Origin of the sequence: Streptomyces sp. NPDC051320 (assembly GCF_040682175.1) — a bacterium.
In the GTDB taxonomy this organism is placed as follows: Bacteria; Actinomycetota; Actinomycetes; order Streptomycetales; family Streptomycetaceae; genus Streptomyces.
Map to the genome: position 1 here is coordinate 434760 of NZ_JBFBAL010000002.1, position 22900 is coordinate 457659.

Here is a 22900-nt window from a genome sequence, read left to right on the forward strand (position 1 = left end):
CCCATGACGACGGCTGTTTCCGCCCCGTTCCGTTTCTTCGGCCTGCATGTCGTAAGGACCCGGCGGCTCAGCCCGTCGATGGTCCGCATCACCTTCGGTGGCGAAGGCCTCGGTGAGTTCGCCGCCGGCGGCCGGGACCAGAGCCTGTCGCTCTTCCTGCCGCATCCCGGGCAGCCGGAGCCGGTGTTGCCGGTCGGCGAGGACTGGTTCACCGAGTGGCGGGCGCTGCCCGCCGACGTACGGGCCGTGCTGCGCTCGTACACCGTGCGCGACCAGCGCCGGAACCCGGACGAGGTCGACATCGACTTCGCGCTGCACGGCCACGCGGGCGGGGCAGGGGACGGCGACGCGGACGGAGCAGGCGGGAGCCACCCGGGCCCGGCCTGCCGCTGGGCGCGCCGGGCCGTCCCGGGGCAGCGGGTGGTCGTGCTCGGGCCGGCGGCCGCCGAGAACAAGGCCGTCCGCTTCCAGCCGCCCACCGGCACCGACTCGGTGGTGATCTGCGCCGACGAGACCGCGCTGCCCGCCGCCGCGGCCATCCTGGAGTGGCTGCCGGCCGGCACCCGGGCGCACGTCTGGCTGGAGGTGCCGCACAGCGGGGACCGCCAGCAGCTCCGCACCGAGGCGGACGCCCGGGTCACCTGGCTGGTACGGGCCGAGGGCGCGCCGTCGGCCGTGGCAGCGGTGGGCGCCGCGGAGTTGCCGGGCGCCTCGCCCTACGCGTGGATCGCGGGCGAGTCCGGCCGGGTCAGGGAACTGCGCCGCCATCTGGTGGGCGAGCGGCGGCTCGACCGCCGGCATGTCACCTTCGTCGGGTACTGGCGTCGCGGGCTCAGCGAGGAGCAGTTGCGGGCTGCGGCGGCCTGACCCCCGTACGCCCCCGCGGAGCCGGGGCTCGTTGCGGCCTCGAATCCGTTAAGTTAGGTTAGCCTTACCTAATCAGGAACGTACCTGACCTGACGTTCCCTTCTTCCTTCCCCGGAGGACCGTTCATGCGCTCACACCTGCTCAACGACACGACCGCGGAGCAGTACCGCCACACGGCCACCGCAGCAGTCGAGCGGGTGGCGGCCCAACTCGCCTCCACCAGGAACCCGTTCACCGGCATCACCCCCGACGCGCTCTCCCCGGCCGTCGACGCCATCGACCTGGACACGCCGCTCGGCGACGCGGGCGCCGCGCTGGACGAGCTCGAGACCGTCTATCTGCGGGACGCGGTCTACTTCCACCATCCCCGCTATCTCGCCCACCTCAACTGCCCGGTCGTCATCCCCGCGGTGGCGGCGGAAGCGGTGCTCTCCGCGGTCAACTCCTCGCTGGACACCTGGGACCAGAGCGCGGGCGGCACCCTGATCGAGCGTCGGCTGGTCGACTGGACCGCCGGCCGGATCGGGTTCGGGCCGGCCGCCGACGGGGTGTTCACCAGCGGTGGTTCGCAGTCCAACCTGCAGGCGCTGCTGCTGGCCCGCGAGGAGGCCAAGGCACAGGATTCCGCCATGCTGCGGGTGTTCACCTCCGAGAGCAGTCATTTCAGCGTGCAGAAGTCCGCGAAACTGCTCGGGCTGCGGCCGGAGGCCGTCGTCTGCGTACCCTGCGACCAGGACAAGCGGCTGCAGACCGTCGCACTCGCCCGGGAGCTGGCGCGGTGCCGGGCCGAGGGCGGCGTCCCGATGGCCGTGGTGGCCACCGCGGGGACCACCGACTTCGGCTCCATCGACCCGCTGCCGGAGATCGCCGCGCTCTGCGCGCAGTACGGCACCTGGCTGCACGTCGACGCGGCGTACGGCTGCGGGCTGCTGGTGTCGCACCGGCGCCACCGCCTCGACGGAGTCGAGCAGGCCGACTCGGTCACCGTGGACTACCACAAGTCCTTCTTTCAGCCGGTGAGTTCCAGCGCGCTGGTGGTACGCGACGGGGCGACCCTGCGACATGCGACCTACCACGCCGACTACCTCAACCCGCGCTCGGCCGCGGTGGCCCGCATCCCCAACCAGGTGGACAAGTCCCTGCAGACCACCCGCCGGTTCGACGCGCTCAAACTGTGGATGACGCTGCGGGTGATGGGCGCCGACGGAGTGGGCCGGCTCTTCGACGAGGTGGTGGACCTCGCGGAGCAGGGCTGGCAGCTGCTCGCCACCGATCCGCGCTTCGATGTCGCCGTCCGGCCGCAGCTCTCCACGCTGGTCTTCCGTTTCGTCCCGGCGCACGTCACCGCGCCGGCCCTGATCGACCGGGCCAACCAGTACGCCCGCAAGGCGCTGTTCGCCTCCGGGGAGGCGGTCGTCGCGGGCACCACGGTCAACGGGCGTGCCTACCTCAAGTTCACCCTGCTCAACCCGCAGACCACCGTCACCGACATCGCCGCCGTCCTCGACCTCATCGCCGAGCACGCCGGCCAGTATCTGGGAGAGACCCTTGCCCACGCCTCCTGAGTCCGGGGCCCACCGCATGCACGATATTCACGACTTCGTCGCGATCGGCCTCGGACCGTTCAACCTGGGGCTGGCCTGCCTGACCGAACCGGTCGACGGCCTGAGCGGGCTCTTCCTGGAGTCCAAGCCGGACTTCGACTGGCACAGCGGAATGTTCCTGGAGGGCGCCACCCTGCAGACGCCCTTCCTCTCCGACCTGGTCACGCTGGCCGACCCGACATCGCCGTACTCCTTCCTCAACTACCTCAAGGAGTGCGGCAGGCTGTACTCCTTCTACATCCGCGAGAGCTTCTATCCGCTGCGCGAGGAGTTCAACGACTACTGCCGCTGGGCCGCCGCGAAGCTTCCCTCGATCCGCTTCGGCGAAACGGTCACCGAGGTGGTGTACGAGGAGCGGGAGGAGGTCTACGCCGTACGCACCGCCGCCGGCGCCGTCCACCGGGGACGCCGGCTCGTACTCGGCACGGGCACCCCGGCGTACATCCCGGAGTCCTGCCGCGGCCTCGGCGGCGACCTGGTCCACAACTCCCGTTACCTGGCCGCGAAGGCCACGCTGCAGGCCAAGGAGTCGGTCACCGTGGTCGGCAGCGGACAGAGCGCTGCGGAGATCTACTACGACCTGCTCCAGGACATCGACACCCACGGCTACGCACTGAACTGGGTCACCCGCTCCCCCCGGTTCTTCCCGCTGGAGTACACCAAGCTCACGCTGGAGATGACCTCTCCGGAGTACGTGGACTACTTCCATGCTCTGCCCGCGGCCACCCGCGACCGGCTCAACGCTGCGCAGAAGAACCTCTACAAGGGCATCAACGCGGAGCTGATCGACGCCATCTACGACCTGCTGTACACGAAGAACCGGCGCGGCCCGGTGCCGACCAGGCTGCTGACCAACACCTCGCTGGAAACAGCGGGTTACGACCACGGCACCTACACCCTGGGGCTACGCCGGCAGGAGCAGCAGAAGGACCTCACGCTGGCCACCCAGGGCCTGGTGCTGGCCACCGGCTACCGGTACCGGGTGCCGGAGTTCCTCGAGCCGCTGCGGGCCCGGATCCGCTGGGACGCACAGGGCCGGTTCGACGTGCACCGCAACTACAGTATCGACGCGGACCGGACGATCTACGTCCAGAACGCCGAGCTGCACACCCATGGCTTCGTCGCCCCCGACCTCGGCATGGCCGCCTACCGCAACGCGTGCATCATCCGCGAGCTGCTCGACGGCCAGGAGTACTACCCGGTCGAAAAGGCCATCGCCTTCCAGGAGTTCGCCGCATGATCGCCCTCACCCTCCGCCCGCTCGACCCCCTCTCCGATTCCGAACTCGTGCACGGCTGGGTTACCCATCCCAAGGCGGCCTTCTGGCTGATGCGGGACGCCACGCTGCCGGATGTCGAGCGCGAGTACATGGCCGTCGCCGCCTCCGAGCACCACGAGGCCTTCATCGGCCTGCACGACGGTGCCCCGGCGTTCCTGATGGAGCGCTACGACCCTGCGCACGTCGAACTCAGGGGGCTGTACGACGCGGAACCCGGTGACGTGGGGATGCACTTCCTGGTGGCGCCCACCGACACCCCCGTGCACGGCTTCACCCGCGCGGTGATCGCCGCGGTGATGGCGGAACTCTTCGCCGACCCGGCGACCCGGCGGGTGGTGGTGGAGCCGGACGTCCGCAACCACGCGGTGCACGCACTCAACACGTCGGTCGGCTTCGAGGTCGTGCGCGAGATCGATAAGCCGGAGAAGAGAGCCGCGCTGAGCATATGCACCCGCCGGTCCTACCAGGCGGCCCTATCCAGCAAGGAGTCCCACCGATGAGCGACCACCTGACCCCCGGGCTCTGGGCCGAGGCCAACCGGCTGCTCGTCCGCAAGGCGCTCGCGGAGTTCTCGCACGAGCGCCTGCTGTCCCCACAGCCGCTCGGCGACGACTCGGCGGTGCCCGAAAACACGGTGCCTGACAAAACGGTGCCTGATAAAACGGTGCCTGATAGAACGGTGCCTGATAAATACGTGGTGCACAGTGACGACGGCGCGACCGCGTACCGCTTCGGCGCCCGGCGGTTCGCGCTGGACCACTGGCAGGTGTCGGCCGCGTCCGTCACGCGGCACCGGGACGGTGCGGAGCTACCGCTGGACGCGCTGGACTTCTTCATCGAGCTGCGCGGCGCCCTGGGGCTGAGCGATGCCGTCCTGCCGGTCTACCTGGAGGAGATCTCCTCCACCCTGTCCAGCACGGCGTACAAGCTCGGCAAGGCGCCGGTGCCGGCGGCCGAGCTGGCGGGTGCCGGGTTCCAGGACATCGAAACCGGGATGACCGAGGGGCACCCCTGCTTCGTCGCCAACAACGGCCGGCTGGGCTTCGACGCGGCCGAGTACCTGGCGTACGCGCCGGAGACCGCGAGCCCGGTGCAGCTGATCTGGCTGGCCGCCCGGCGCGACCGGGCCACCTTCACCGCGGGCGCCGGCCTGGACTACGACGCGCTGGTCCGGGGAGAGCTGGGCGAGGAGACGCTGCGGCGGTTCGCCGCGACGATGGCCGGGCTCGGCCTCGATCTCGACGGGTACTTCCTGATTCCGGTCCACCCCTGGCAGTGGCAGAACAAGCTCGCCGTGACCTTCGCCGGCGAGGTGGCGCAGCAGCGTCTGGTGCTGCTGGGACCGGGCGACGACCGGTATCTGGCGCAGCAGTCGATCCGTACCTTCTTCAACACCGACCACCCGGCCAAGCACTACGTCAAAACGGCCCTGTCGGTCCTCAACATGGGCTTCATGCGCGGGCTTTCGGCGGCCTACATGGAGGCGACACCCGCCATCAACGACTGGCTGGCGGACCTCGTCGAGCACGATCCGGTGCTCAGCTCGACGGGGCTGACCGTCATCCGCGAGCGGGCCGCCGTCGGCTACCACCACCGGCAGTACGAAACGGCGACGGCCAAGGGCTCGCCGTACCGCAAAATGCTGGCCGCGCTCTGGCGGGAGAGCCCGGTGCCCACGCTGAAGCCCGGCGAGCGGCCGGCCACCATGGCTTCGCTGCTGCACACGGACCGGGCGGGGGCCTCCTTCGCGGGCGCGCTGATCGCCGAGTCCGGTGAGCGGCCGGTGGTGTGGCTGCGGCACTACCTCCATGCCTACTTCACTCCGCTGCTGCACAGCTTCTACGCATACGGCCTGGTGTATATGCCGCATGGCGAGAATGTGATCCTGGTGATCGAGGACGGCCTCGTCCGGCGGGCGATATACAAGGACATCGCCGAAGAGATAGCCGTACTCGATCCAGCCACCGACCTGCCGCCGGAGGTCGAGCGCATCCGCGCCGAGGTGCCCGACGATCTGCGGCTCCTGTCGGTCTTCACGGATGTCTTCGACTGCTTCTTCCGCTTTCTCAGCGCGGCGCTGGTCACCGAGGGTCTGCTGAGCGAGCACGACTTCTGGCGGACGGTCGCGGACTGCGTCCGCGCGTACCAGGACTCCACGCCCCAGCTGGCCGAGAAGTTCCGGCGGTACGACCTGTTCGCGCCGGAATTCGCGCTGTCCTGCCTCAACCGTCTCCAGCTCCGCGACAACCAGCAGATGGTCGATCTGCAGGACCCGGCGGGGGCACTGCAGCTGTCGGGGACGCTGAAGAATCCCATCGCGTCGGCGCCAAAAAAGCCGACGAACTGATCGCAAAGCGACTCCCATACCCCCACTCGCGCCTTCTCCTGCCCGATATCGGGCAGAAATCTTGCAAAGAGTCGCCCGTCGCACCAATATCAACGGGTGCTCGAAAGCCGTCCGTCCTATGACGACCTCATTGACCACCTGGTGCGCAGCACCGCGCTGCAGCGCGGCGAAGCCGCCCGGGTGGTCCTTGACGTGCTCGCGTACTTCGACGAGACGGCCGAGGAGTTCGTCCGGCGCCGCCATCGCGAACTGCAGGCCCGCGGACTGACGAACCCGGACATTTTCGAGCGGATCTCGGACGAACTGCCGCACCGCGCGGTGGCGCCGCCCGAGCTCTCCCTGCGGCAGCTGCGCCGCATTGTCTACGGCTAGTACAGATTGTCTACGGCTAGAGGGTACGAGGAGCGATATGTGCGGAATCGTCGGATACATCGGAAAGCGTGATGTGGCACCGCTGCTCCTGGAGGGGCTGCAGCGACTGGAGTACCGGGGCTACGACTCCGCGGGGATCGTCGTCTCGTCCCCCAAGTCACCCGCGCTGAAGATGGTCAAGGCGAAGGGCCGGGTCCGCGAACTCGAAGCCCGTGTTCCTAAGCGCTTCGCGGGCACCACCGGTATCGCGCACACCCGCTGGGCCACCCACGGTGCCCCGAGCGACGCGAACGCCCACCCGCACCTGGACGCGGAGAACCAGGTCGCCGTCGTGCACAACGGCATCATCGACAACGCGTCCGAACTGCGCGCCAAACTCACCGCCGACGGCGTGGAGTTCCTCTCCGAGACCGACACCGAGGTCCTCACCCACCTCATCGCCCGTTCGCAGGCGGTGACGCTGGAGGACAAGGTCCGCGAGACCGTCCGGCTGGTCGAGGGCACCTACGGCATCGCGGTGCTGCACGCCGAGTTCCCCGACCGCATCGTGGTCGCCCGCAACGGCTCCCCGGTGGTGCTCGGCATCGGCGAGAAGGAGATGTTCGTCGCGTCCGACGTGGCGGCGCTGGTCTCGCACACCCGCCAGGTCGTCACCCTCGAGGACGGCGAGATGGCCACCCTCAAGGCCGACGACTTCCGCACCTTCACGACGGAGGGGTCGACCACCTCGTCGACGCCGACCACCGTGGAGTGGGAGGCCGAGTCGTACGACATGGGCGGCCACGACACGTACATGCACAAGGAGATCACCGAGCAGGCCGAGGCCGTCGACCGGGTGCTCCGCGGCCGGATCGACGACCGGTTCTCCACCGTGCATCTGGGCGGGCTGAACCTGGACGCCCGCGACGCGCGGGGCGTGCGCCGGGTGAAGATCCTTGGCTGCGGCACCTCGTACCACGCGGGCCAGATCGGTGCGCAGCTGATCGAGGAGCTGGCCCGCATCCCGGCGGACGCCGAGCCCGCTTCGGAGTTCCGCTACCGCAACCCGGTGGTGGACCCCGACACGCTGTACGTGGCGGTCTCGCAGTCCGGTGAGACCTACGACGTGCTGGCAGCGGTGCAGGAGCTGAAGCGCAAGGGTGCCCGGGTGCTCGGCGTGGTGAACGTCGTCGGTTCGGCGATCGCCCGGGAGACCGACGGCGGGGTGTACGTGCACGCGGGCCCGGAGGTCTGCGTGGTCTCCACCAAGTGCTTCACCAACACGGTGGTCTCGTTCGCGCTGCTCGCCCTGCATCTGGGCCGCATCCGCGACCTGTCGGTGGCGGACGGCAAGCGCATCATCGCGGGGCTGCGGAAGCTGCCCGCCCAGATCTCCGAAATCCTGGCCGGCGAGGCCGAGATCGAGAAGCTGGCCGCCGCCTACGCCGACGCCAAGTCGATGATGTTCATCGGCCGGGTACGCGGATATCCGGTCGCCCGGGAGGCCTCGCTGAAGCTGAAGGAGATCTCGTACATCCATGCCGAGGCCTACCCCGCCTCGGAGTTGAAGCACGGCCCGCTGGCGCTGATCGAGCCCGCCATGCCGACGGTCGCCATCGTTCCCGACGACGATCTGCTCGAGAAGAACCGGGCGGCGCTGGAGGAGGTCAAGGCGCGCGACGGACGGATCCTCGCGGTCGCGCACCAGGAGCAGCCGAAGGCCGACCACACCATCCTGGTGCCCAAGAACGAGGACGAGCTGGACCCGATCCTGCTCGGCATCCCGCTCCAGCTCCTCGCCTACCACGCGGCGCTGGCACTCGGCCGGGACATCGACAAGCCGCGCAACCTGGCCAAGTCGGTCACCGTCGAGTAAGGGCTCTCCCGCCAGGAATTGCGGGACAGCCCGTAGGTCCGCACGGCGCGCGAGGTGCGCGTGACGCACACGTGAAGGCGGCCCCGGTACGCGCCACCAGGCGTACCGGGGCCGCCTTGGACCGGCCGGTAAATCCCGGCCGTTCCTTACGGGCCGCCGGCGCCCGCCAGGTCGCCGGCGGGTGCGGCTACTGGCCGGCGGCCGTCACTCCGCGGCCGGCAGCGCGCCCGGGAAGAGCCCTCGGCCAGCCCGCCAGGGCGGCTGTCGCCGCATACCAGGCGGCGACACCGGCCGCCACGGCCACCCAGCCGCCGACCTTGCCGAGGCTGCCGCTGTCGGCGAACCTGCCGACTGCCAGCACCACCAGCGAGAGGAAGAACAGCCCGTACGTGGCCTGGCCGAGCAGACCTTCGCCGGCCCCGAGCATCAGGCTGAGAGCCAGCAGCGCCCACAGCAGAAGGAAGAGTCCCGCGCCGTTCGCGGAGACCTTGTCGCCGACGCCGGCGGCCCAGGTGAACCAGAAGGCACCGAGGCCGGCGAACGCCGTGCCGTTGAAGCTGTTGCCGTCGCGGAACTCGAAGAGGCCGGCGACGAACAGGGCGACGCCGCCGATCCAGGTGGCGATCGACACGGAATCGGCCGCGGAAACACCGTTGATCACGCCGGTGGTGCCGATGCCGAACGCGAGGAGGGTCACTCCGAGCGCGAGGTGGCCGAGATGAGACGTGCTGCTTCCCGCAGCGACGTGGTTGTCCACGGCGGGCTCCCTTCAGATGCAGTGAAGCTGTGTCCCAGTGAATGTCCGGGTGACCCATATGTACCCTTCACAAGGGCACAAACCACCTCTACGCACCGGTAGTTTCACGCACCGTCAAGCGGAGTTGAAGCCGATCGGCCGATTGTCACGGACGGGGAGCGGCGGTTTACGGAATGACGATGACGGGCCGCTGCGCGCGCCGCGCGAGCCGGCCGGCCACCGAGCCGAAGATCCGTCCGACGATCCCGTGCGTCGACCCGACGACGATGCCGTCGGCCGAGTACTCCCGGCCGACCTCCTCCAGCTCGTGGCAGATGTCGCCGCCACGCTCGACCAGAATCCAGGGCACCGTGGAGAGATAGTCCGCACAGGCCAGTTCGAGGCCGAGCACCTCGGTGCGGTGATCCGGTACGTCCACGAAGACCGGGGGCTCGCAGCCCGCCCAGACCGTGGTCGGCAGCCGGTTGGCGACATGGACGATGATCAGTCCGGAGCCGAGCCGCACCGCCATACCGATGGCATAGGCGAGCGCCCGCTCGCTGGAGGTCGAGCCGTCGAAACCGACGACGACCCCGTGCAGGAAGGCGGGATCACAGGAATGACGTGGTTCGTCCACCGCATGGAGATCGGCCGAGGGATCGGCGATCTGCTTGCGGTCCGCGGGTTCGGAGAATTCGTAACCGGCCATCAGTGTCTCGGCGAAGAAGATCCTCTGAGGAGGGAGCGGTACGTGACAGTCGAGCTGTGTCGGAGCTGTGTCCGGGAATCATCTTCCCAATCCCCTACCCGCAAGGGTACGGCGACACTCCTTTCCTGCCCAGTGCCCGCCGATGTACTCCGGCGTTCCAGGGAGCATGCCCGAGCAGGCCGGGAAATGGCAATGCCAGTTGGCATCTACAGCTTCCTGACGCAGTGACCGGGAGCCGCAGCCACCCGTTGGACACGGGTCACCCCGACCTCTCCCAGGGAGCAGCGCGTGCCCGTACCGCCGACCGACCCGGCCCCCGCATCCGGCGCCCGCGGGGTGTCCCGTCGGAGGGCCGCACCGCAGTCCCGCCCGTCCGCCGTTCCGCCGCCGCACCCCTCGTCCGGCTCCGCGAACCAAGTGGTGCGCTGGGCTGCCTTCTGCTGCGTGCTGGTCCCCGGCGTCCGCCTCGTGCACGGGACGGGCCTGGGCGACACGGCGCTGACGGCCCTCGGGCTCGTCGCGGTGACCCTCGTCTGCCGGCTTCTGCTGCGGCAGTCCGAACGGGCGGCCGCCCGGGCGGCCGCAGGACCGGCGGCCCACCGGCGGGAAACGCAGCAGCGGACCGGCACGGGGGCGCACAGGGGCGGTCGGCGGCCGTACTGACGTGCGCCGGTGAGCTGACCGATTCGCACGCGTGCTCCCGTACGTTTTCAGCCAACTTCACGGTAGTGCCCAAACCTTGCCGGAACGGTACGTCAACCCCCTTGTCACCTGCGAAGGAAGGGCCACGGAAGGCGCCGGCACCCTACGGGGACGGGCCATGCGCGGAACGCGCACTTCCCTGAGAGCGTTCGGGGTGAAACGCTTCGTGATCGAATGCTTCGCGCCACGTTGCCATGTCGACATAGTGCCGTCAGCCGAACTTGTCACGCCGGCACCACGGGACGCAGTAGATTCGATCATGGGTATAACGGCGGGGGACTCGTGCTGGACCGAGGGGCCGTGACGATTAGAGGCAGTGTGCAGGAGCGACCGTCCCGACACGAACAGGGAGCCGCGAGCACCGAGGGGGGCTTAGCACCATGAGCCAGGGCCAGGACTCCACCGCCGCGCCGGAGGCGACAAGAAAGCTCTCCGGGCGCCGCCGCAAGGAGATCGTCTCCGTGCTGCTCTTCAGCGGAGGCCCCATATTCGAGAGTTCCATTCCACTCTCGGTGTTCGGGATCGACCGCCAGGACGCCGGAGTGCCCCGCTACCGCCTCCTGGTGAGTGCCGGCGAGGAGGGACCGCTGCGGACCACCGGCGGCCTCGAACTCACCGCGCCCTACGGCCTGGAGGCCGTCAGCAGGGCAGGCACCGTCGTGGTGCCGGCCTGGCGTTCCATCACCTCGCCGCCACCACCCGAGGCGCTGGACGCCCTGCGCCGCGCCCACGAGGAGGGCGCCCGCATCGTCGGGCTGTGCACCGGTGCGTTCGTGCTGGCGGCGGCCGGACTGCTGGACGGCAGGCCCGCCACCACGCACTGGATGTACGCGCCGACGCTCGCCAAGCGATACCCGTCGGTGCACGTCGACCCGCGCGAACTCTTCGTCGACGACGGCGACGTACTGACGTCGGCGGGCACCGCGGCCGGGATCGATCTCTGCCTGCACATCGTCCGTACCGACCACGGCACCGAAGCGGCGGGAGCGCTGGCCAGACGACTGGTCGTCCCACCGCGCAGGAGCGGCGGGCAGGAGCGCTATCTCGACAGGTCTTTACCGGAGGAAATCGGCTCCGACCCGCTGGCCGAGGTCGTGGCCTGGGCGCTGGAGCACCTCCACGAGCAGTTCGACGTGGAGACCCTGGCTGCCCGCGCCTACATGAGCCGCCGAACTTTCGACCGCCGCTTCCGGTCGCTGACCGGCAGCGCGCCGCTGCAGTGGCTGATCACCCAGCGGGTACTCCAGGCACAGCGGCTCCTCGAGACCTCCGACTACTCGGTGGACGAGGTGGCGGGGCGCTGCGGTTTCCGCTCCCCGGTCGCGTTGCGCGGGCACTTCCGGCGGCAGCTGGGCTCGTCCCCGGCCGCCTACCGGGCGGCCTACCGTGCCCGCAGGCCACAGGGCGATACGGCCGTGCTGGTCGCCGGGGTGGCCCAGGAAGTGGTACCGCAGGTCCGCCGCGCAGCGGCGGCGAGCTCCCCGGCCGGCCCGGCGGCGACCGCCTCCGCTTCGCCGGAGCCGGGCAAACCGGGCTCGGACGCCTTCGCCACGGGACGACCGACGGTACCGGGGCAGCGGAGCGCGTCGTAGGCCGCGACCCGTCCGGGCCGGACCGAGTCAGGTCCGGCCCGGACGGGTCCACAGGCGCGGGTCGTAAGGTAGGGCGCATGAACGATCGCATGGTGTGGATCGACTGCGAGATGACCGGGCTCTCGTTGACGGACGACGCACTCATTGAGGTGGCCGCACTGGTCACCGACTCGGAGCTGAACGTGCTCGGTGAAGGGGTGGACATCGTGATCCGCCCGCCCGCCGAGGCACTGGAGACCATGCCCGACGTGGTGCGGAAGATGCACACCTCCTCCGGGCTCCTCGAAGAGCTGGCCGCGGGCACCACGCTGGCGGACGCCGAGGAGAAGGTACTCGCCTACGTCCGCGAGCATGTGAAGGAGCCGGGCAAGGCTCCGCTGTGCGGGAATTCGGTCGGTACCGACCGGGGCTTCCTGCTCCGCGACATGACGGACCTGGAGAGCTATCTCCACTACCGGATCGTCGACGTCTCGTCCATCAAGGAGCTGGCCCGGCGGTGGTATCCGCGGGCGTACTTCAACAGCCCCGAGAAGAACGGCAACCACCGGGCGCTCGCGGACATCCGTGAGTCGATCGCGGAGCTGCGCTATTACCGGGAAGCGGTCTTCGTACCGCAGCCCGGCCCGGACTCGGACACCGCGAAGCAGATCGCGGCGAAGCACGTGCTGCCCGCCGAGTAGTGCCGGAAGCGGCGACGGCACCTGAGAACGGCGTACGGAACGCGGGCGGGGATCGCCGAAAAAGCTGGAGCGAGCACCCTCCCGGACCCTGTACACTTTTTCTCGGCCGGTCGGAAACGACCGGGTCGTGGTGGGTATAGCTCAGATGGTAGAGCACCTGGTTGTGGTCCAGGATGTCGCGGGTTCGAGTCCCGTTACTCACCCTTGAAGGTCGTTCACGAGTGAAGGCCCGGTCTGTTTCACACAGACCGGGCCTTCGCCGTATGCCGGACGGCCCCTGCACCGCCCTTAGGAGCTGAGCCGCGGCACCAGGTCCGTCGGGAGGACCATCTGGGTCCGCTCGATGCCACCGGACCCGGGTGTGCGGCGGGCCACGATCTCGGAGAGCAGCAGCCGGGCCATGGCACGGCCCATGTCCTCGATCGGCTGGCGCACGCTGGTCAGCGGCGGGTCCATGTGACGGGCGATCGTCGAATCGTCGAAGCCCACCAGTGCCACGTCCTCGGGTACCCGCCGGCCCCGCTCACGCAACACCTGCCGGGCGCCCGCCGCCATCACGTCGGACGCCGCGAAGACGGCGTCCAGATCGGGCCTGCGCTCCAGCAGCAGCTCCATCGCCCGGCGGCCGCCCTCCTCGGAGAAGTCGGACGGCGCGACCAGCGCCTCGTCGCTGTCGATGCCCGCCGCGGCGACCGCCCTGCGATAGCCGTCGAGGCGGCACTGGGCGCCGTACACATCCAGCCGACCGGTGATGGTGGCGATGGTGCGGCGGCCCCGCGCGACCAGATGGGCGACGGCGCTCCGGGCGCCCTGGTAGTTGTCCGAGTCGACCGAGTTCAGCGTCTCGTGGTCGGACCGCCGGCCGCTGATCACCACCGGGATGGAGAGCTGTGCCAGCAGATCGGGCAGCGGGTCGTCGGCCCGCACGGACACCAGCAGGACGCCGTCGACCCGGTGCGCCGCCAGGTAGTGGGCGAGCCGCTGCCGCTCGCGGTCACTGCCGACCAGGGTGAGCAGCAGCTGCATCTCGGTGTCGGCGAGCGCCGCGCCCACGCCCTGCACTATGCCCGAGAAGTACGGCTCGGCGAAGAAGCGGGTCTCGGACTCCGGCACCACCAGGGCGATGGCGTCCGTGCGGTTGCCCGCCAGGGCGCGGGCCGCGCGGTTGGGTACGTAACCGAGCTCGGCCACCGCCGCCTCGACCGCCTCGCGGGTGTGGTCGCTCACCCGCGGCGAGCCGTTGATGACCCGTGACGCCGTGCCACGCCCCACCCCGGCCCGTGCCGCGACCTCTTCGAGCGTCGGCCGCCCGCCGCTCCGTACTCGCGCTGCCGCCATGGCTGCCTCCCGTTCGCGGTCAATTTCTCACAGTCGGATAACCAAACCAAGTCCTGATGTTGGCTCCCGCGACCTGGGGCGGCCCGGGAAGGGGTCGCAGCCCCGCCAACGGATGGGAGCGCTCCCAATGTACGGGCCGGACAACCGCCGGGTGACCGCCGGGGCCGTGCGGGAGCATCGGCCGGGCGGAAACGGCCGAGACCCGGCACAAGGCCGGGTCTCGGTGATCCTGCGTGGCTGAGGGGCTGCGGGCGATGTGTCGTCTACATCGGGCCGGACGCCGGCGGCAGCGCGTGCCGGCGGATCACGTCGGCGTACCAGTGCGCGCTGGCCTTGGGGATGCGCCGCTGGGAGGCGTAGTCGACGTACACCGCGCCGAAGCGCTTGGAGTACCCGTATCCCCACTCGAAGTTGTCCATCAGGGACCACAGGAAGTATCCGCGCACGTCCGCACCCGCGGCGACGGCCCGCTGCACCGCGTCGAGGTGGCCGTGCAGGTAGTCGATCCGCTCGGTGTCCATGACCCGGCCCTCGGGAGAGACGTAGTCGTCGAAGGCGGCGCCGTTCTCGGTGACCATCAGGGGCAGGCCCGGGTGGTCACGGGTGGCGTCGAGCAGCAGGTTGTAGAGCCCGTCGGGGTCGATCGCCCAGTTCATCGCGGTGCGCCGCTTCCCCTCGGAGAGGTGGAAGGCGACGTGCTCGGAACCCGTCCACGGGGAGTACTCGCTGTTGCCGTGACCGTCGTCGCGCGCGTCGCCCTGGCCGGCCGCAGGGGTCGAAACCACCGTGGGCGTGTAGTAGTTGATGCCCAGTACGTCGATCGGGCGGGAGATGGTGGTCAGGTCGCCGTCGTGCACCAGCTTGGACCAGTCGACCAGGTGCGAGGTGTCCTCGATCAGGTCCTGCGGGTAGGCGCCGTGCAGGATCGGCCCGGTGAAGACCCGGTTGCCGACGGCGTCGATCCGGCGCGCGGCGTCCGCATCCGCGACGCTGTCGGTCAGCGGCCGGACCTGGTGCAGGTTGAGGGTGATCGAGGTCTGCGCGGTAGCGGGGAGTTGACCGCGCAGAACCTCGATCGCCCGGCCATGGGCGAGGTTGAGGTGATGGGCCGCCTGCAGGGTCGCCGCGGGCTCGGTACGGCCGGGGGCGTGCACGCCGGATCCGTAGCCGAGAAAGGCCGAGCACCAGGGCTCGTTGAGGGTGGTCCAGGTGGCCACCCGGTCACCGAGTGCGCCCGCCATGATGGCGGCGTAGTCGGCGAACCGCTCGGCGGTCTCGCGCTGCGGCCAGCCGCCCGCGTCCTCGAGCTCCTGGGGCAGGTCCCAGTGGTAGAGGGTGGCGACGGGGCTGATGCCGGCTTCCAGCAGCTCGTCGGCGAGCCTGCGGTAGAAGTCGAGGCCGCGCTCGACGGCCGGGCCGCGGCCGGTCGGCTGCACCCGGCTCCAGGAGATGGAGAAGCGATAGGCCTTCAGGCCGAGCTCCTTCATCAACTGCACGTCGTCGCGGTAGCGGTGGTAGTGGTCGGCGGCGATGTCTCCGGTGTCACCGTTGCGGACCTTGCCCGGCGTACGACTGAAGGTGTCCCAGATGGAAGGGGTGCGGCCGTCCTCGGCGGCGGCCCCCTCGACCTGGTAGGCAGCGGTGGCCGCCCCCCAGACGAAGCCCGTCGGGAAGCTCGTGGCCTCGGGCGCCTGCTTCGGGGTGATGTCGGGTCGTACGGCGGTCATGCGGGAGCGCTCCCATGGGTGGACGGGCAGGGTCAGAAGAAGGGGGTGGGACTCCGGTGCCGGTACGGCCGGCGATCAGGCACCGGCCGTACGGGACGTCCGGACGGGGACGGGTGACGGTGTCACCCCTTGACGGCGCCCGACATGATGCCTCCGACGATCCGCTTGCCGAAGATCACGAACACCACGAGCAGCGGCAGCGTGCTGATCAGCGCGCCCGCCATCACGATGCTCTGGTCGGGGGTGTAAGAGGCGCTCAGCTGGCCGAGGGCCACCTGGAGCGTGGGATTCTGCTGGTTCAGGGCGAGATAGGGCCAGAAGAAATCATTCCACGCCTGCACGAAGGTAAGCATGCCGAGCACCATCATCGCGGGACGGGCCACCGGCAGCACGATGCTGAGCACCACGCGGAAGTTGTTGGCACCGTCCAGCTTGGCCGCCTCGATGAGTTCGTAGGGCAGCGCCTCGGACAGGTACTGGCGCATGAAGAAGACGCCGAACGCGCTGACCAGCGTCGGGAAGATCACCGACTCGAGCTTTCCGCCCCAGCCGATGTCGGCCATCATCATGAACAACGGGACGACGCTGAGCTGCGGCGGGATGGTCAGTGTGGCGATGACCGCGGTCATCAGCCCGCCGCGCCCCCGGAACCGCATCTTGGCGAAGGCGTATCCGGCCAGCGTGCAGAAGAACAGCGTCGCCGCCGTGATGCAGCCGGATACGACGATGCTGTTGACGATCGCCTTGCCGAGGTGGGCCTGGTTCCAGGCGGCGTCGAGGTTGTGCAGCAGACGCCCGCCGGGCAGGAACGGCGGTGTGGTGTCGAGTACTTCGTCCTGGGTGTGGGACGCGGCCACCAGGGTCCAGTACAGCGGCAGGATCGATACGATGCCGACGACGGCCAGCACGAGGTAGGCGAAGGGGCCACCCTTCATCTGCTGGCCCGCGCGCTCCCTGAACCGGCGCGGTTTCCGGGGCGCACTGTGAGCGGCCTGCCGGACACGGACGTCCGGGGCGTTGGTGGGGCTCGTCATAGTCATGGAAATCGCTCCCGGTCAGGCCGCGGACTTGCGTACGAAACGGCCGATGAGCAAGTTGATCGCGGCGATGATCAGCAGCAGGGCGAGCATCGCCCAGGCCACTGCGGCGGCCGGGCCGAGATGCCCCAGATTCCAGCCGTAGTTGTAGAGGTAGATGCTGAGCGTCTCGTACTGATGCTCGGTGCCGCCCGACGCACCGGTGGTACCGCCCTCCAGCAGCAGCGGCTCCCCGAACAGCTGCATGGAGCCGATCGTGGAGACGACGATCGTGAAGAGGATCGTCGGCCGCAGCGAGGGGATGGTCACCTTGCGGAACTGCTGCCAGCGCGAGGCGCCGTCGATCGAGGCCGCCTCGTAGAGGTCGGTCGGCACGGCCTGCATCGCGGCGAGGTAGATCAGGGTGTTGTAACCCGTCCAGCGCCAGATCACGATGACGGAAATGGCGATCTTCGAAGTCCAGGCCCCATTGGCCCAGTCGGTGTGACCCAGGCCGACGAGGTGCAGTACCCAGTTCAGCAGTCCGCCGTCGGCACGGAACACCAGCGCGAAGACCAGGGCCGCGGAGGCCACCGAAGTGGCGTACGGCGTGAGGATGATCGTCCGCCAGAAGGTACTGGCCCGCAGCTTGTAGTTCAGCAGATGCGCGAGACCCAGCGCGACCAGCAGCTGCGGAACCGTCGATATGACGCCGATCAGGAACGTGTTGCTGACCGCCGTCCAGAACTCGTCGTCCTGCAGGATCTTGGTGAAGTTCTCCCAGCCGACCCACTGCATCTGGTCGAGCCCGGTCATCTCCACCCGGTGCATCGCGATCCAGCCGGTGTAGATCAGCGGGTAGAGGCCGAAGGCCCCGAAGACGAGGAAGAAGGGGGCGATGTATGCGTACGGCGAAGCTTTGTCGTCGAACCGCCACAGCCGGCTCCGCCACTTCTGCCGGGCGGCAGACGTCTGCTTGGAGCCACGGGGAGGCGGGGCGTAAGTATCCCGGGCGGGGGTCGAGGTTGCCACAGGCGGGAGTCCTTCCCTGGGATGCGCCGACCCGGCGCGATGAGCGGACCCGTCCGGCCCCGGGGTGGCGGTGACGGAACACTGGTCCCTGTGCGATACCCGCGCCGGGGGCGTCCGGCCTGATCGGCGGAACGCCCCCGGCGCCGGTGCGGGCAGCCGGGTGGCCGCCCGCACCGGCGATGATCAGCCGACGACCTTGCCGATCGCCGTCAGCGCGTCGTTCCACGCCTTGTCGGAACTGGTGTGCCGCTTCTCCATGTTGTTGATCTGCAGGGAGAACGCGTCCTTGATGGCGCCGTCCTTCGGGCCGAGCACCGCGGCCGGGATGGTGCTGGCTTCCTGGGCGTAGATCTGCCCGATCGGCGCGTTGTTGAAGTAGGGAAGCTTGGCGTTCTTCACGTCCGGCAGGGAGTAGGCGCCCTTGTTGGACGGGAAGACACCGATCGCCTTGAACACGGCGGCCTGCTGCGCCGGCGCGGTCAGCCACTTGACGAGTGCGCTGGCCTCGGCCACGTGCTTGCCGCTCTTCGGAATGCCCAGGAACGAGCCGCCCCAGTTGGCCGAGGACGAGCCGGGGGCCGTGGCGATGTCCCACTTGCCCTTGTTCTTCGGACCGGCGTCGGCAGAGATCTGGCCGGCCATCCACGCGGGGCAGACCACGGTGGCGACGGTGCCCTTGCGCAGTGCGGGGATCCAGCTGCTCGGATCGAACTGCTTGAGCCCCTGGGAGAGCCCCTTGGTGGCCGCCTGGTTCGCGAGGTCCCAGCCGTCCTTGACGCTCTGGCTGGTCTGGTAGATCGGCTTGCCGCTGGAGTCGTAGTACTGCTGCGCGTTGGAGCTCACCACGGCGTTGAACATGGCACTCGCCGAGTCCATGAAGTAGGTGCCGGCGGGCGCGTGCTTCTTGTACTCCTCACCCAGCGCGAGGTAGTCGCTCCAGCCCCCCTGGACCTTCTGGGTCACCTTGTCACGGTCGGTCGGCAGGCCGGCCTTCTGGAAGAGATCCCGGTTGTAGCAGAGCGACATCGGGCCGATGTCGGTACCCGCGCCGACCACCTGGCCGCCGGACGTGGTGGCCTGCTTCTCCTTCCACGGCACCCAGTCGTCGACGTTGATCACCTTGCTGAGGTCGACGAACTTGTCCGCCTTGGTGTCGACGATCTCCTTGATCCGTCCGACCTCGATGCCCTGCACATCGGCCAGGCCGCTGTTCGAGTTCAGCTGCTGCAGGAACTTGGTGTAGTAGTTCGGCTCCTGGGCGGTCGTGTTCTCCTTGACCGTGATGTTCGGGTGCAGCTTGTGGTACTGCGCGAACAGCCCGGCCTCCTTGTAGCCGAACTGCCCGTAGTCGGCGACAGTCAGCGTGATCGGCCCGTTGGCGTCGGACTTGCTGGAGCCCGATGAGTCCGAGTCGCTGCTGCAGCCGGCCAGCAGCAGCGCTGTGGCCGTGAGGCCCGTGGTGGCTATGACCGCGGCTCTGCGGCTTCGGCCGCCGACGATGCGGGTGATACGCATTCCACTACTCCTTGTTCCAGGGTGGGACTGGCGTGGTGACTGCCGTTTCTGGCTTCCGTGCTCACTGCTGTGCTGACGTGCGCGGCAATCGCGCTGGTGAGTGCGGGTGCCAGATGGTGCAAGGGGGGAGGCACGAGCAGTGCCGTCCGCACGGATTTCTCCGTGCGATGTGGGAGCGCTCCCATGCGCCGATGCCGGAAGATTGCTTCCTCGGAGGGGTGGGTGTCAAGAGTTGAAGACGCTTCCGTTGCGCGAGTGTGTCCAGCAAGTCACCCGAACGTGTCCGTTCGAGGTCTTGCGCTGCCCGCGCGGGGCCGGTCGCGGATACCGTCCGACCAGCAAGTTACCTGACTGCGGCGGCTTTTGGGAGAGTTCCGGAACTACCCATTCCGCAAAGGGTCACGATCCGGGTCACGATCGCATCACCTCTCCCCCGCCCACCGGAAGGTGAACGGGACCCGCCCGCCGGGGCCCTCCCTGAGCGCTCCCCCCGTTTTTTGCCCGAATCCCGGGTGCTTCCGGGGCTCGGCCCCGCCGCCCGCCCGGGCCGCCTCGCTCGCTCACGTCCACCCCGCCTACGCGCCCATCGCCTCCACCTCGCCCAGCTCGAACCAGGCCTCGCCTTGCCCCGCCGGGGCCATGCGAGCAGACGCCCCAGGCGCCGACTCCGTACGAGATCCGCCACATCCCCGCCCGCGCTCATCGTCGACACCGGGCGCCCGGCAGACGGGCTCCCCCCGCGCCTCGTCGTCACCAGGACCCGCAGCAGAGACAGGTGTGGCCGCGTTGGTCACGGCCTCGGAGGTAAGCAGCGCAACGGTCTCGACGAGGTCGATACGGCCTGCGGCCGTCGCCAGGGCCCGCATGGCTTCGCAGGCGGGACGCACCCAAAAAGCTTGTAACACGATCTTGTTGAGATGCTCTGGTTGTCGGCGTTGATCGAGTCCCGCATCAGACAACGTTCGCCCTGTTGGGGCCACCTGGGCCGCCATCCCGGAAAAGGAGGTCGCGATACCTGGCGTCGGGAACGGGCGCCACGAGATGATCACCGTGTGGCAGATGTGATCTTCTTCGATCTGGACGGCACCCTGGTCGATCATCGAAGCGCGCTCTTGGAAACGATCGACCAGATCGTCCGGGCAGCGCCGAACGCCACGGCTCCGCCCGAGGATTTGGTGGCGTTGTGGTGGACGCTGGAGGCGCGCCACCTGCGGGAGTACCTGGCTGGTCAGTGCTCCTTCGCTGAGCACTACCGGCGCAGGCTCCGTTCCTTTCTGCCGATGCTCGGCGAGTCGGTTCCGGCAAGTCCCGGCCTTCTGGACGCCTGGATCGCCGAGCGCTACCTCACGGTGTTCGAGGAGTCCCGGCGGTGCTATCCCGATGTCCAGCCATGCCTGGAGACGCTCAAACGGCTTCCGCGAGGACCGCGTCTGGCTGTTCTCACCAACGGGGATCCCGAGCAGCAGCGTGCCAAGCTCGCCCGCTTCGGCCTTCTCGAATACTTCGAAGCCGTCCTGACCCCGACCGAACTCGGTGCGGCCAAGCCCGTCGCCTACTCCACCGCCTGCCGGTTGATGCTGACGGACCCTGCGCAGGCGATCAACGTGGGCGACATGCTGGAAAGCGATGTATCCGCAGCCGCCCTCGCCGGACTCACCGGCGTTTGGCTGGACCGCGGCATCGACTTCGTCACCGGTGGACCATCGCCGACAGTCGACGAGACGGTGCTCCGCATCGAACGGCTCACTGACCTTCCCGGCCACCTGTCACGCACGAACGCCTGACCACCTGGGGCGGTCACAGGGACACGTTGCCCTGGTGATCGCCGGTTCGGTGTTGGCCGTCCAAGCCGGCCGAGCACGGCCTGCCGTTCTCGACCTGGAGCCTGGCCAAGCTGGCTGACTTCGACGTCGACGGTGACGGGGTCGTCGGCGGTCGCGCCGGCGGCGGCCACGGCCAGGTCGGGCACGATTAGCCCGGACGGCAGGACGACGTTGACGCCTTCCAGGATCTCCACCGGCGCGCCAACGGCCCGGGCGGCAGCATCCAGAGCGACGTGCAGGCGGAACGAAGCCCGCTGATGGCGGACGCCGGGCGCATACGGAATCGACGTTTCGCGGACTCCTGGCCAGGATCGAAACGGTCGCTCTGGACCGGCCGGTCGGGGCCTGGCCCGAGACCGGCAGAAGAATACGGGCGGATTGTGGGGGCCGGCCTTCGACGGGAAGTCGCTGCGAGGTGCCGCCCGGGCGAACGGGAAGATCCATCTCCTGGCCGCCCGCGACCACACCAGCGGCTTGGTCCTCGCGCAGATGGACGGAGGGCCGAAGCCCTGCCTCGTCACCGGCCGCCCGCGCCCACAAGGCCCATCATCAAAAGCGTGAACACATGTAGCCAAAATGTCATCCGGTCGCTCATTCGAGCCGTACCTGAACAATGCGGCGCGATGTGCTCACGCATTCCGACGGAGGTGCCCAGGCAACCGACCGGACATCTCATCCCGCCCGTACCGCGCCCTTGGTCAGGCGACGCTCACACTCTCGATCACCCGTGGGGGTCCCCATACCCGGGCGGCCGTGTTATTCGGCGCATCCGGCGGCAGTGAGTTGAAGTCCCCACCGAATACCATCCGGGGGAACGTGTCAGATGAGTGATGCACGGGTCAGGCGACTGGTGCGAAGGCAGCGATTACGTCGGCGAGGCCGGCCGGGGCTTCCAGCGGGATCAGGTGACCCGTGTTCGGAACCACCGTGAAGTCGGCTCCGGGGAGGTAGGGCACCAGGTTGTCGAGGAGCACGTCGACGGGCTCGACTTGGTCGTGCTCTCCGGCGATGACGAGGGCGGGGACGTTGATCAGGCGGGTGTGGTCGGTGATGTCCTCCGCGATGCCGCGCAGCGGCCACTCCGTGCGGGCGGCGTCGGCGCCGGCCCGCGAATCGGTCGCGATCTGCGACTTGATCGATGCGGGCAGCTCGGTCGCGGTGAGAATGTTGTCCCGGGCGCCGGCGACGGACTCGTCGGAGTCGTAGGCGTGGGAAAGGCCTTCCCGGTATTCCGGAGTGATCTCCGCGGCGGGCTTCGCCGGACCGGAACCGACCAGGATGATCCCGCGGAGGCCGGTGGGCCGGGTCGCTGCGATCAGCTGCGCGACCTTCCCACCCATGGAATGTCCGACGAGGACGTAGTCCGTCACGCCCGCGTCGGCGACCACGGCGAGCGTGTCGTCCGCGAGCCGGCGGAGCGTGTAGGGGCCGGACAGACTGCTTGAGCGGCTCCACCCGCGGAAATCGACGGTAAGTACGTCGCGGCCCGCGAGGCGGTCGACGACCAGGTCCCAGGTGCGGGCGGAACCACCCCAGTAGTGCAGGAAGACCAGGGTCGGTCCGATCCCCGGCCGGTGGTCGTAAGCGGGCAGTGGCAGCTGCTGCGTCGTGATCATCGGTACTCCCTCGATCAGTGTTCTGAGGCGGATCTTCCGGGTACCAATGGAATCTCTGCGGTTCTTCGGGGACATCGGCGCGACTGGTCG

Annotated in this window: 18 protein-coding genes, 1 tRNA gene and 3 pseudogenes; 13 read left to right on the forward strand and 9 right to left on the reverse strand. The window is 69.0% G+C overall.

Annotated elements, in window-relative coordinates:
- Window positions 1-3: 3 nt before the first annotated feature.
- The 4 genes and pseudogenes from AB0M87_RS05985 to AB0M87_RS06000 form a co-directional block, all read left to right on the forward strand.
- Window positions 4-867, forward strand: coding sequence for a siderophore-interacting protein (locus AB0M87_RS05985; RefSeq protein ID WP_365850472.1), 864 nt, complete (start codon window positions 4-6; stop codon window positions 865-867).
- Window positions 868-992: 125 nt separating this feature from the next.
- A complete protein-coding gene (locus tag AB0M87_RS05990) occupies window positions 993-2432 on the forward strand; it encodes an aspartate aminotransferase family protein (protein WP_365850473.1) in 1440 nt (479 codons plus the stop codon).
- A 16-nt stretch (window positions 2433-2448) separates the two neighbouring features.
- Window positions 2449-3711 carry a SidA/IucD/PvdA family monooxygenase gene (locus AB0M87_RS05995; RefSeq protein ID WP_365850475.1) on the forward strand — a complete coding sequence of 421 codons (1263 nt, stop codon included), beginning with the start codon at window positions 2449-2451 and terminating at the stop codon, window positions 3709-3711.
- Window positions 3708-4223: pseudogene (locus AB0M87_RS06000) on the forward strand (GNAT family N-acetyltransferase); the annotation flags it as partial. The gene AB0M87_RS05995 and the pseudogene AB0M87_RS06000, both read left to right, overlap by 4 nt.
- Here AB0M87_RS06000 and AB0M87_RS06005 read toward each other — a convergent pair.
- Window positions 4126-4410 (reverse strand): annotated as a pseudogene (locus tag AB0M87_RS06005) (hypothetical protein); the annotation flags it as partial. The pseudogenes AB0M87_RS06000 and AB0M87_RS06005 sit on opposite strands and share 98 nt — an antisense overlap.
- Between AB0M87_RS06005 and AB0M87_RS06010 the strand changes: the two are divergent.
- The 3 genes from AB0M87_RS06010 to glmS all read left to right on the forward strand — a co-directional run bounded on the left by AB0M87_RS06010 (window position 4292) and on the right by glmS (window position 8324).
- Window positions 4292-6097: an IucA/IucC family siderophore biosynthesis protein gene (locus AB0M87_RS06010; protein ID WP_365850962.1), complete on the forward strand. Its 1806-nt coding sequence runs from the start codon at window positions 4292-4294 to the stop codon at window positions 6095-6097. The pseudogene AB0M87_RS06005 and the gene AB0M87_RS06010 sit on opposite strands and share 119 nt — an antisense overlap.
- Window positions 6098-6193: 96 nt before the next feature.
- On the forward strand, window positions 6194-6469 hold the full coding sequence (locus tag AB0M87_RS06015; protein WP_365850476.1) for a hypothetical protein: 276 nt from the start codon (window positions 6194-6196) through the stop codon (window positions 6467-6469).
- A gap of 37 nt (window positions 6470-6506) precedes the next feature.
- The gene (gene glmS / locus AB0M87_RS06020; RefSeq protein ID WP_365850478.1) at window positions 6507-8324 is read left to right on the forward strand and encodes a glutamine--fructose-6-phosphate transaminase (isomerizing); all 1818 of its coding nucleotides are present in this window, start codon (window positions 6507-6509) and stop codon (window positions 8322-8324) included.
- A 187-nt stretch (window positions 8325-8511) separates the two neighbouring features.
- On the opposite strand, the gene AB0M87_RS06025 is transcribed toward glmS, so the two are convergent.
- Both AB0M87_RS06025 and AB0M87_RS06030 read right to left on the reverse strand, forming a co-directional pair.
- On the reverse strand, window positions 8512-9081 hold the full coding sequence (locus tag AB0M87_RS06025) for an acetate uptake transporter (RefSeq protein WP_365850480.1): 570 nt from the start codon (window positions 9079-9081) through the stop codon (window positions 8512-8514).
- 166 nt (window positions 9082-9247) lie between these two features.
- Window positions 9248-9769, reverse strand: a complete 522-nt coding sequence (locus tag AB0M87_RS06030) for a universal stress protein (protein ID WP_365850482.1) — start codon at window positions 9767-9769, stop codon at window positions 9248-9250.
- Between the two features lie 288 nt (window positions 9770-10057).
- On the opposite strand from AB0M87_RS06030, the gene AB0M87_RS06035 reads away from it, so the two are divergent.
- The 4 genes from AB0M87_RS06035 (at window position 10058) to AB0M87_RS06050 (ending at window position 12946) form a co-directional block, all read left to right on the forward strand.
- Window positions 10058-10432 carry a hypothetical protein gene (locus AB0M87_RS06035; protein ID WP_365850484.1) on the forward strand — a complete coding sequence of 125 codons (375 nt, stop codon included), beginning with the start codon at window positions 10058-10060 and terminating at the stop codon, window positions 10430-10432.
- 419 nt (window positions 10433-10851) lie between these two features.
- Entirely contained in the window at window positions 10852-12063 is a 1212-nt protein-coding gene (locus AB0M87_RS06040; protein ID WP_365850486.1) for a helix-turn-helix domain-containing protein, read from the forward strand.
- 77 nt (window positions 12064-12140) lie between these two features.
- Window positions 12141-12743, forward strand: coding sequence for an oligoribonuclease (gene orn, locus AB0M87_RS06045; protein ID WP_365850487.1), 603 nt, complete (start codon window positions 12141-12143; stop codon window positions 12741-12743).
- Window positions 12744-12873: 130 nt separating this feature from the next.
- Window positions 12874-12946 (forward strand) — tRNA-His (locus AB0M87_RS06050).
- An 85-nt stretch (window positions 12947-13031) separates the two neighbouring features.
- Here AB0M87_RS06050 and AB0M87_RS06055 read toward each other — a convergent pair.
- The 5 genes from AB0M87_RS06055 to AB0M87_RS06075 form a co-directional block, all read right to left on the reverse strand.
- Window positions 13032-14081, reverse strand: a complete 1050-nt coding sequence (locus AB0M87_RS06055; RefSeq protein ID WP_365850489.1) for a LacI family DNA-binding transcriptional regulator — start codon at window positions 14079-14081, stop codon at window positions 13032-13034.
- Window positions 14082-14344: 263 nt separating this feature from the next.
- Window positions 14345-15808, reverse strand: a complete 1464-nt coding sequence (locus tag AB0M87_RS06060) for a GH1 family beta-glucosidase (protein WP_365850491.1) — start codon at window positions 15806-15808, stop codon at window positions 14345-14347.
- Between the two features lie 122 nt (window positions 15809-15930).
- Window positions 15931-16848 carry a carbohydrate ABC transporter permease gene (locus AB0M87_RS06065; protein WP_365850493.1) on the reverse strand — a complete coding sequence of 306 codons (918 nt, stop codon included), beginning with the start codon at window positions 16846-16848 and terminating at the stop codon, window positions 15931-15933.
- A gap of 15 nt (window positions 16849-16863) precedes the next feature.
- Window positions 16864-17856, reverse strand: coding sequence for a sugar ABC transporter permease (locus AB0M87_RS06070; RefSeq protein WP_365850494.1), 993 nt, complete (start codon window positions 17854-17856; stop codon window positions 16864-16866).
- A gap of 183 nt (window positions 17857-18039) precedes the next feature.
- Window positions 18040-19371: an extracellular solute-binding protein gene (locus tag AB0M87_RS06075; RefSeq protein ID WP_365850496.1), complete on the reverse strand. Its 1332-nt coding sequence runs from the start codon at window positions 19369-19371 to the stop codon at window positions 18040-18042.
- A gap of 1052 nt (window positions 19372-20423) precedes the next feature.
- Here AB0M87_RS06075 and AB0M87_RS06080 point away from each other — a divergent pair.
- The gene (locus AB0M87_RS06080; RefSeq protein ID WP_365850497.1) at window positions 20424-21155 is read left to right on the forward strand and encodes an HAD family hydrolase; all 732 of its coding nucleotides are present in this window, start codon (window positions 20424-20426) and stop codon (window positions 21153-21155) included.
- Between the two features lie 59 nt (window positions 21156-21214).
- A pseudogene (locus AB0M87_RS06085) lies at window positions 21215-21301 on the forward strand (helix-turn-helix domain-containing protein); the annotation flags it as partial.
- Window positions 21302-22033: 732 nt separating this feature from the next.
- Here the strand turns inward: AB0M87_RS06085 and AB0M87_RS06090 are convergent.
- Window positions 22034-22810, reverse strand: coding sequence for an alpha/beta hydrolase (locus AB0M87_RS06090; RefSeq protein ID WP_365850498.1), 777 nt, complete (start codon window positions 22808-22810; stop codon window positions 22034-22036).
- Window positions 22811-22900: the final 90 nt, after the last annotated feature.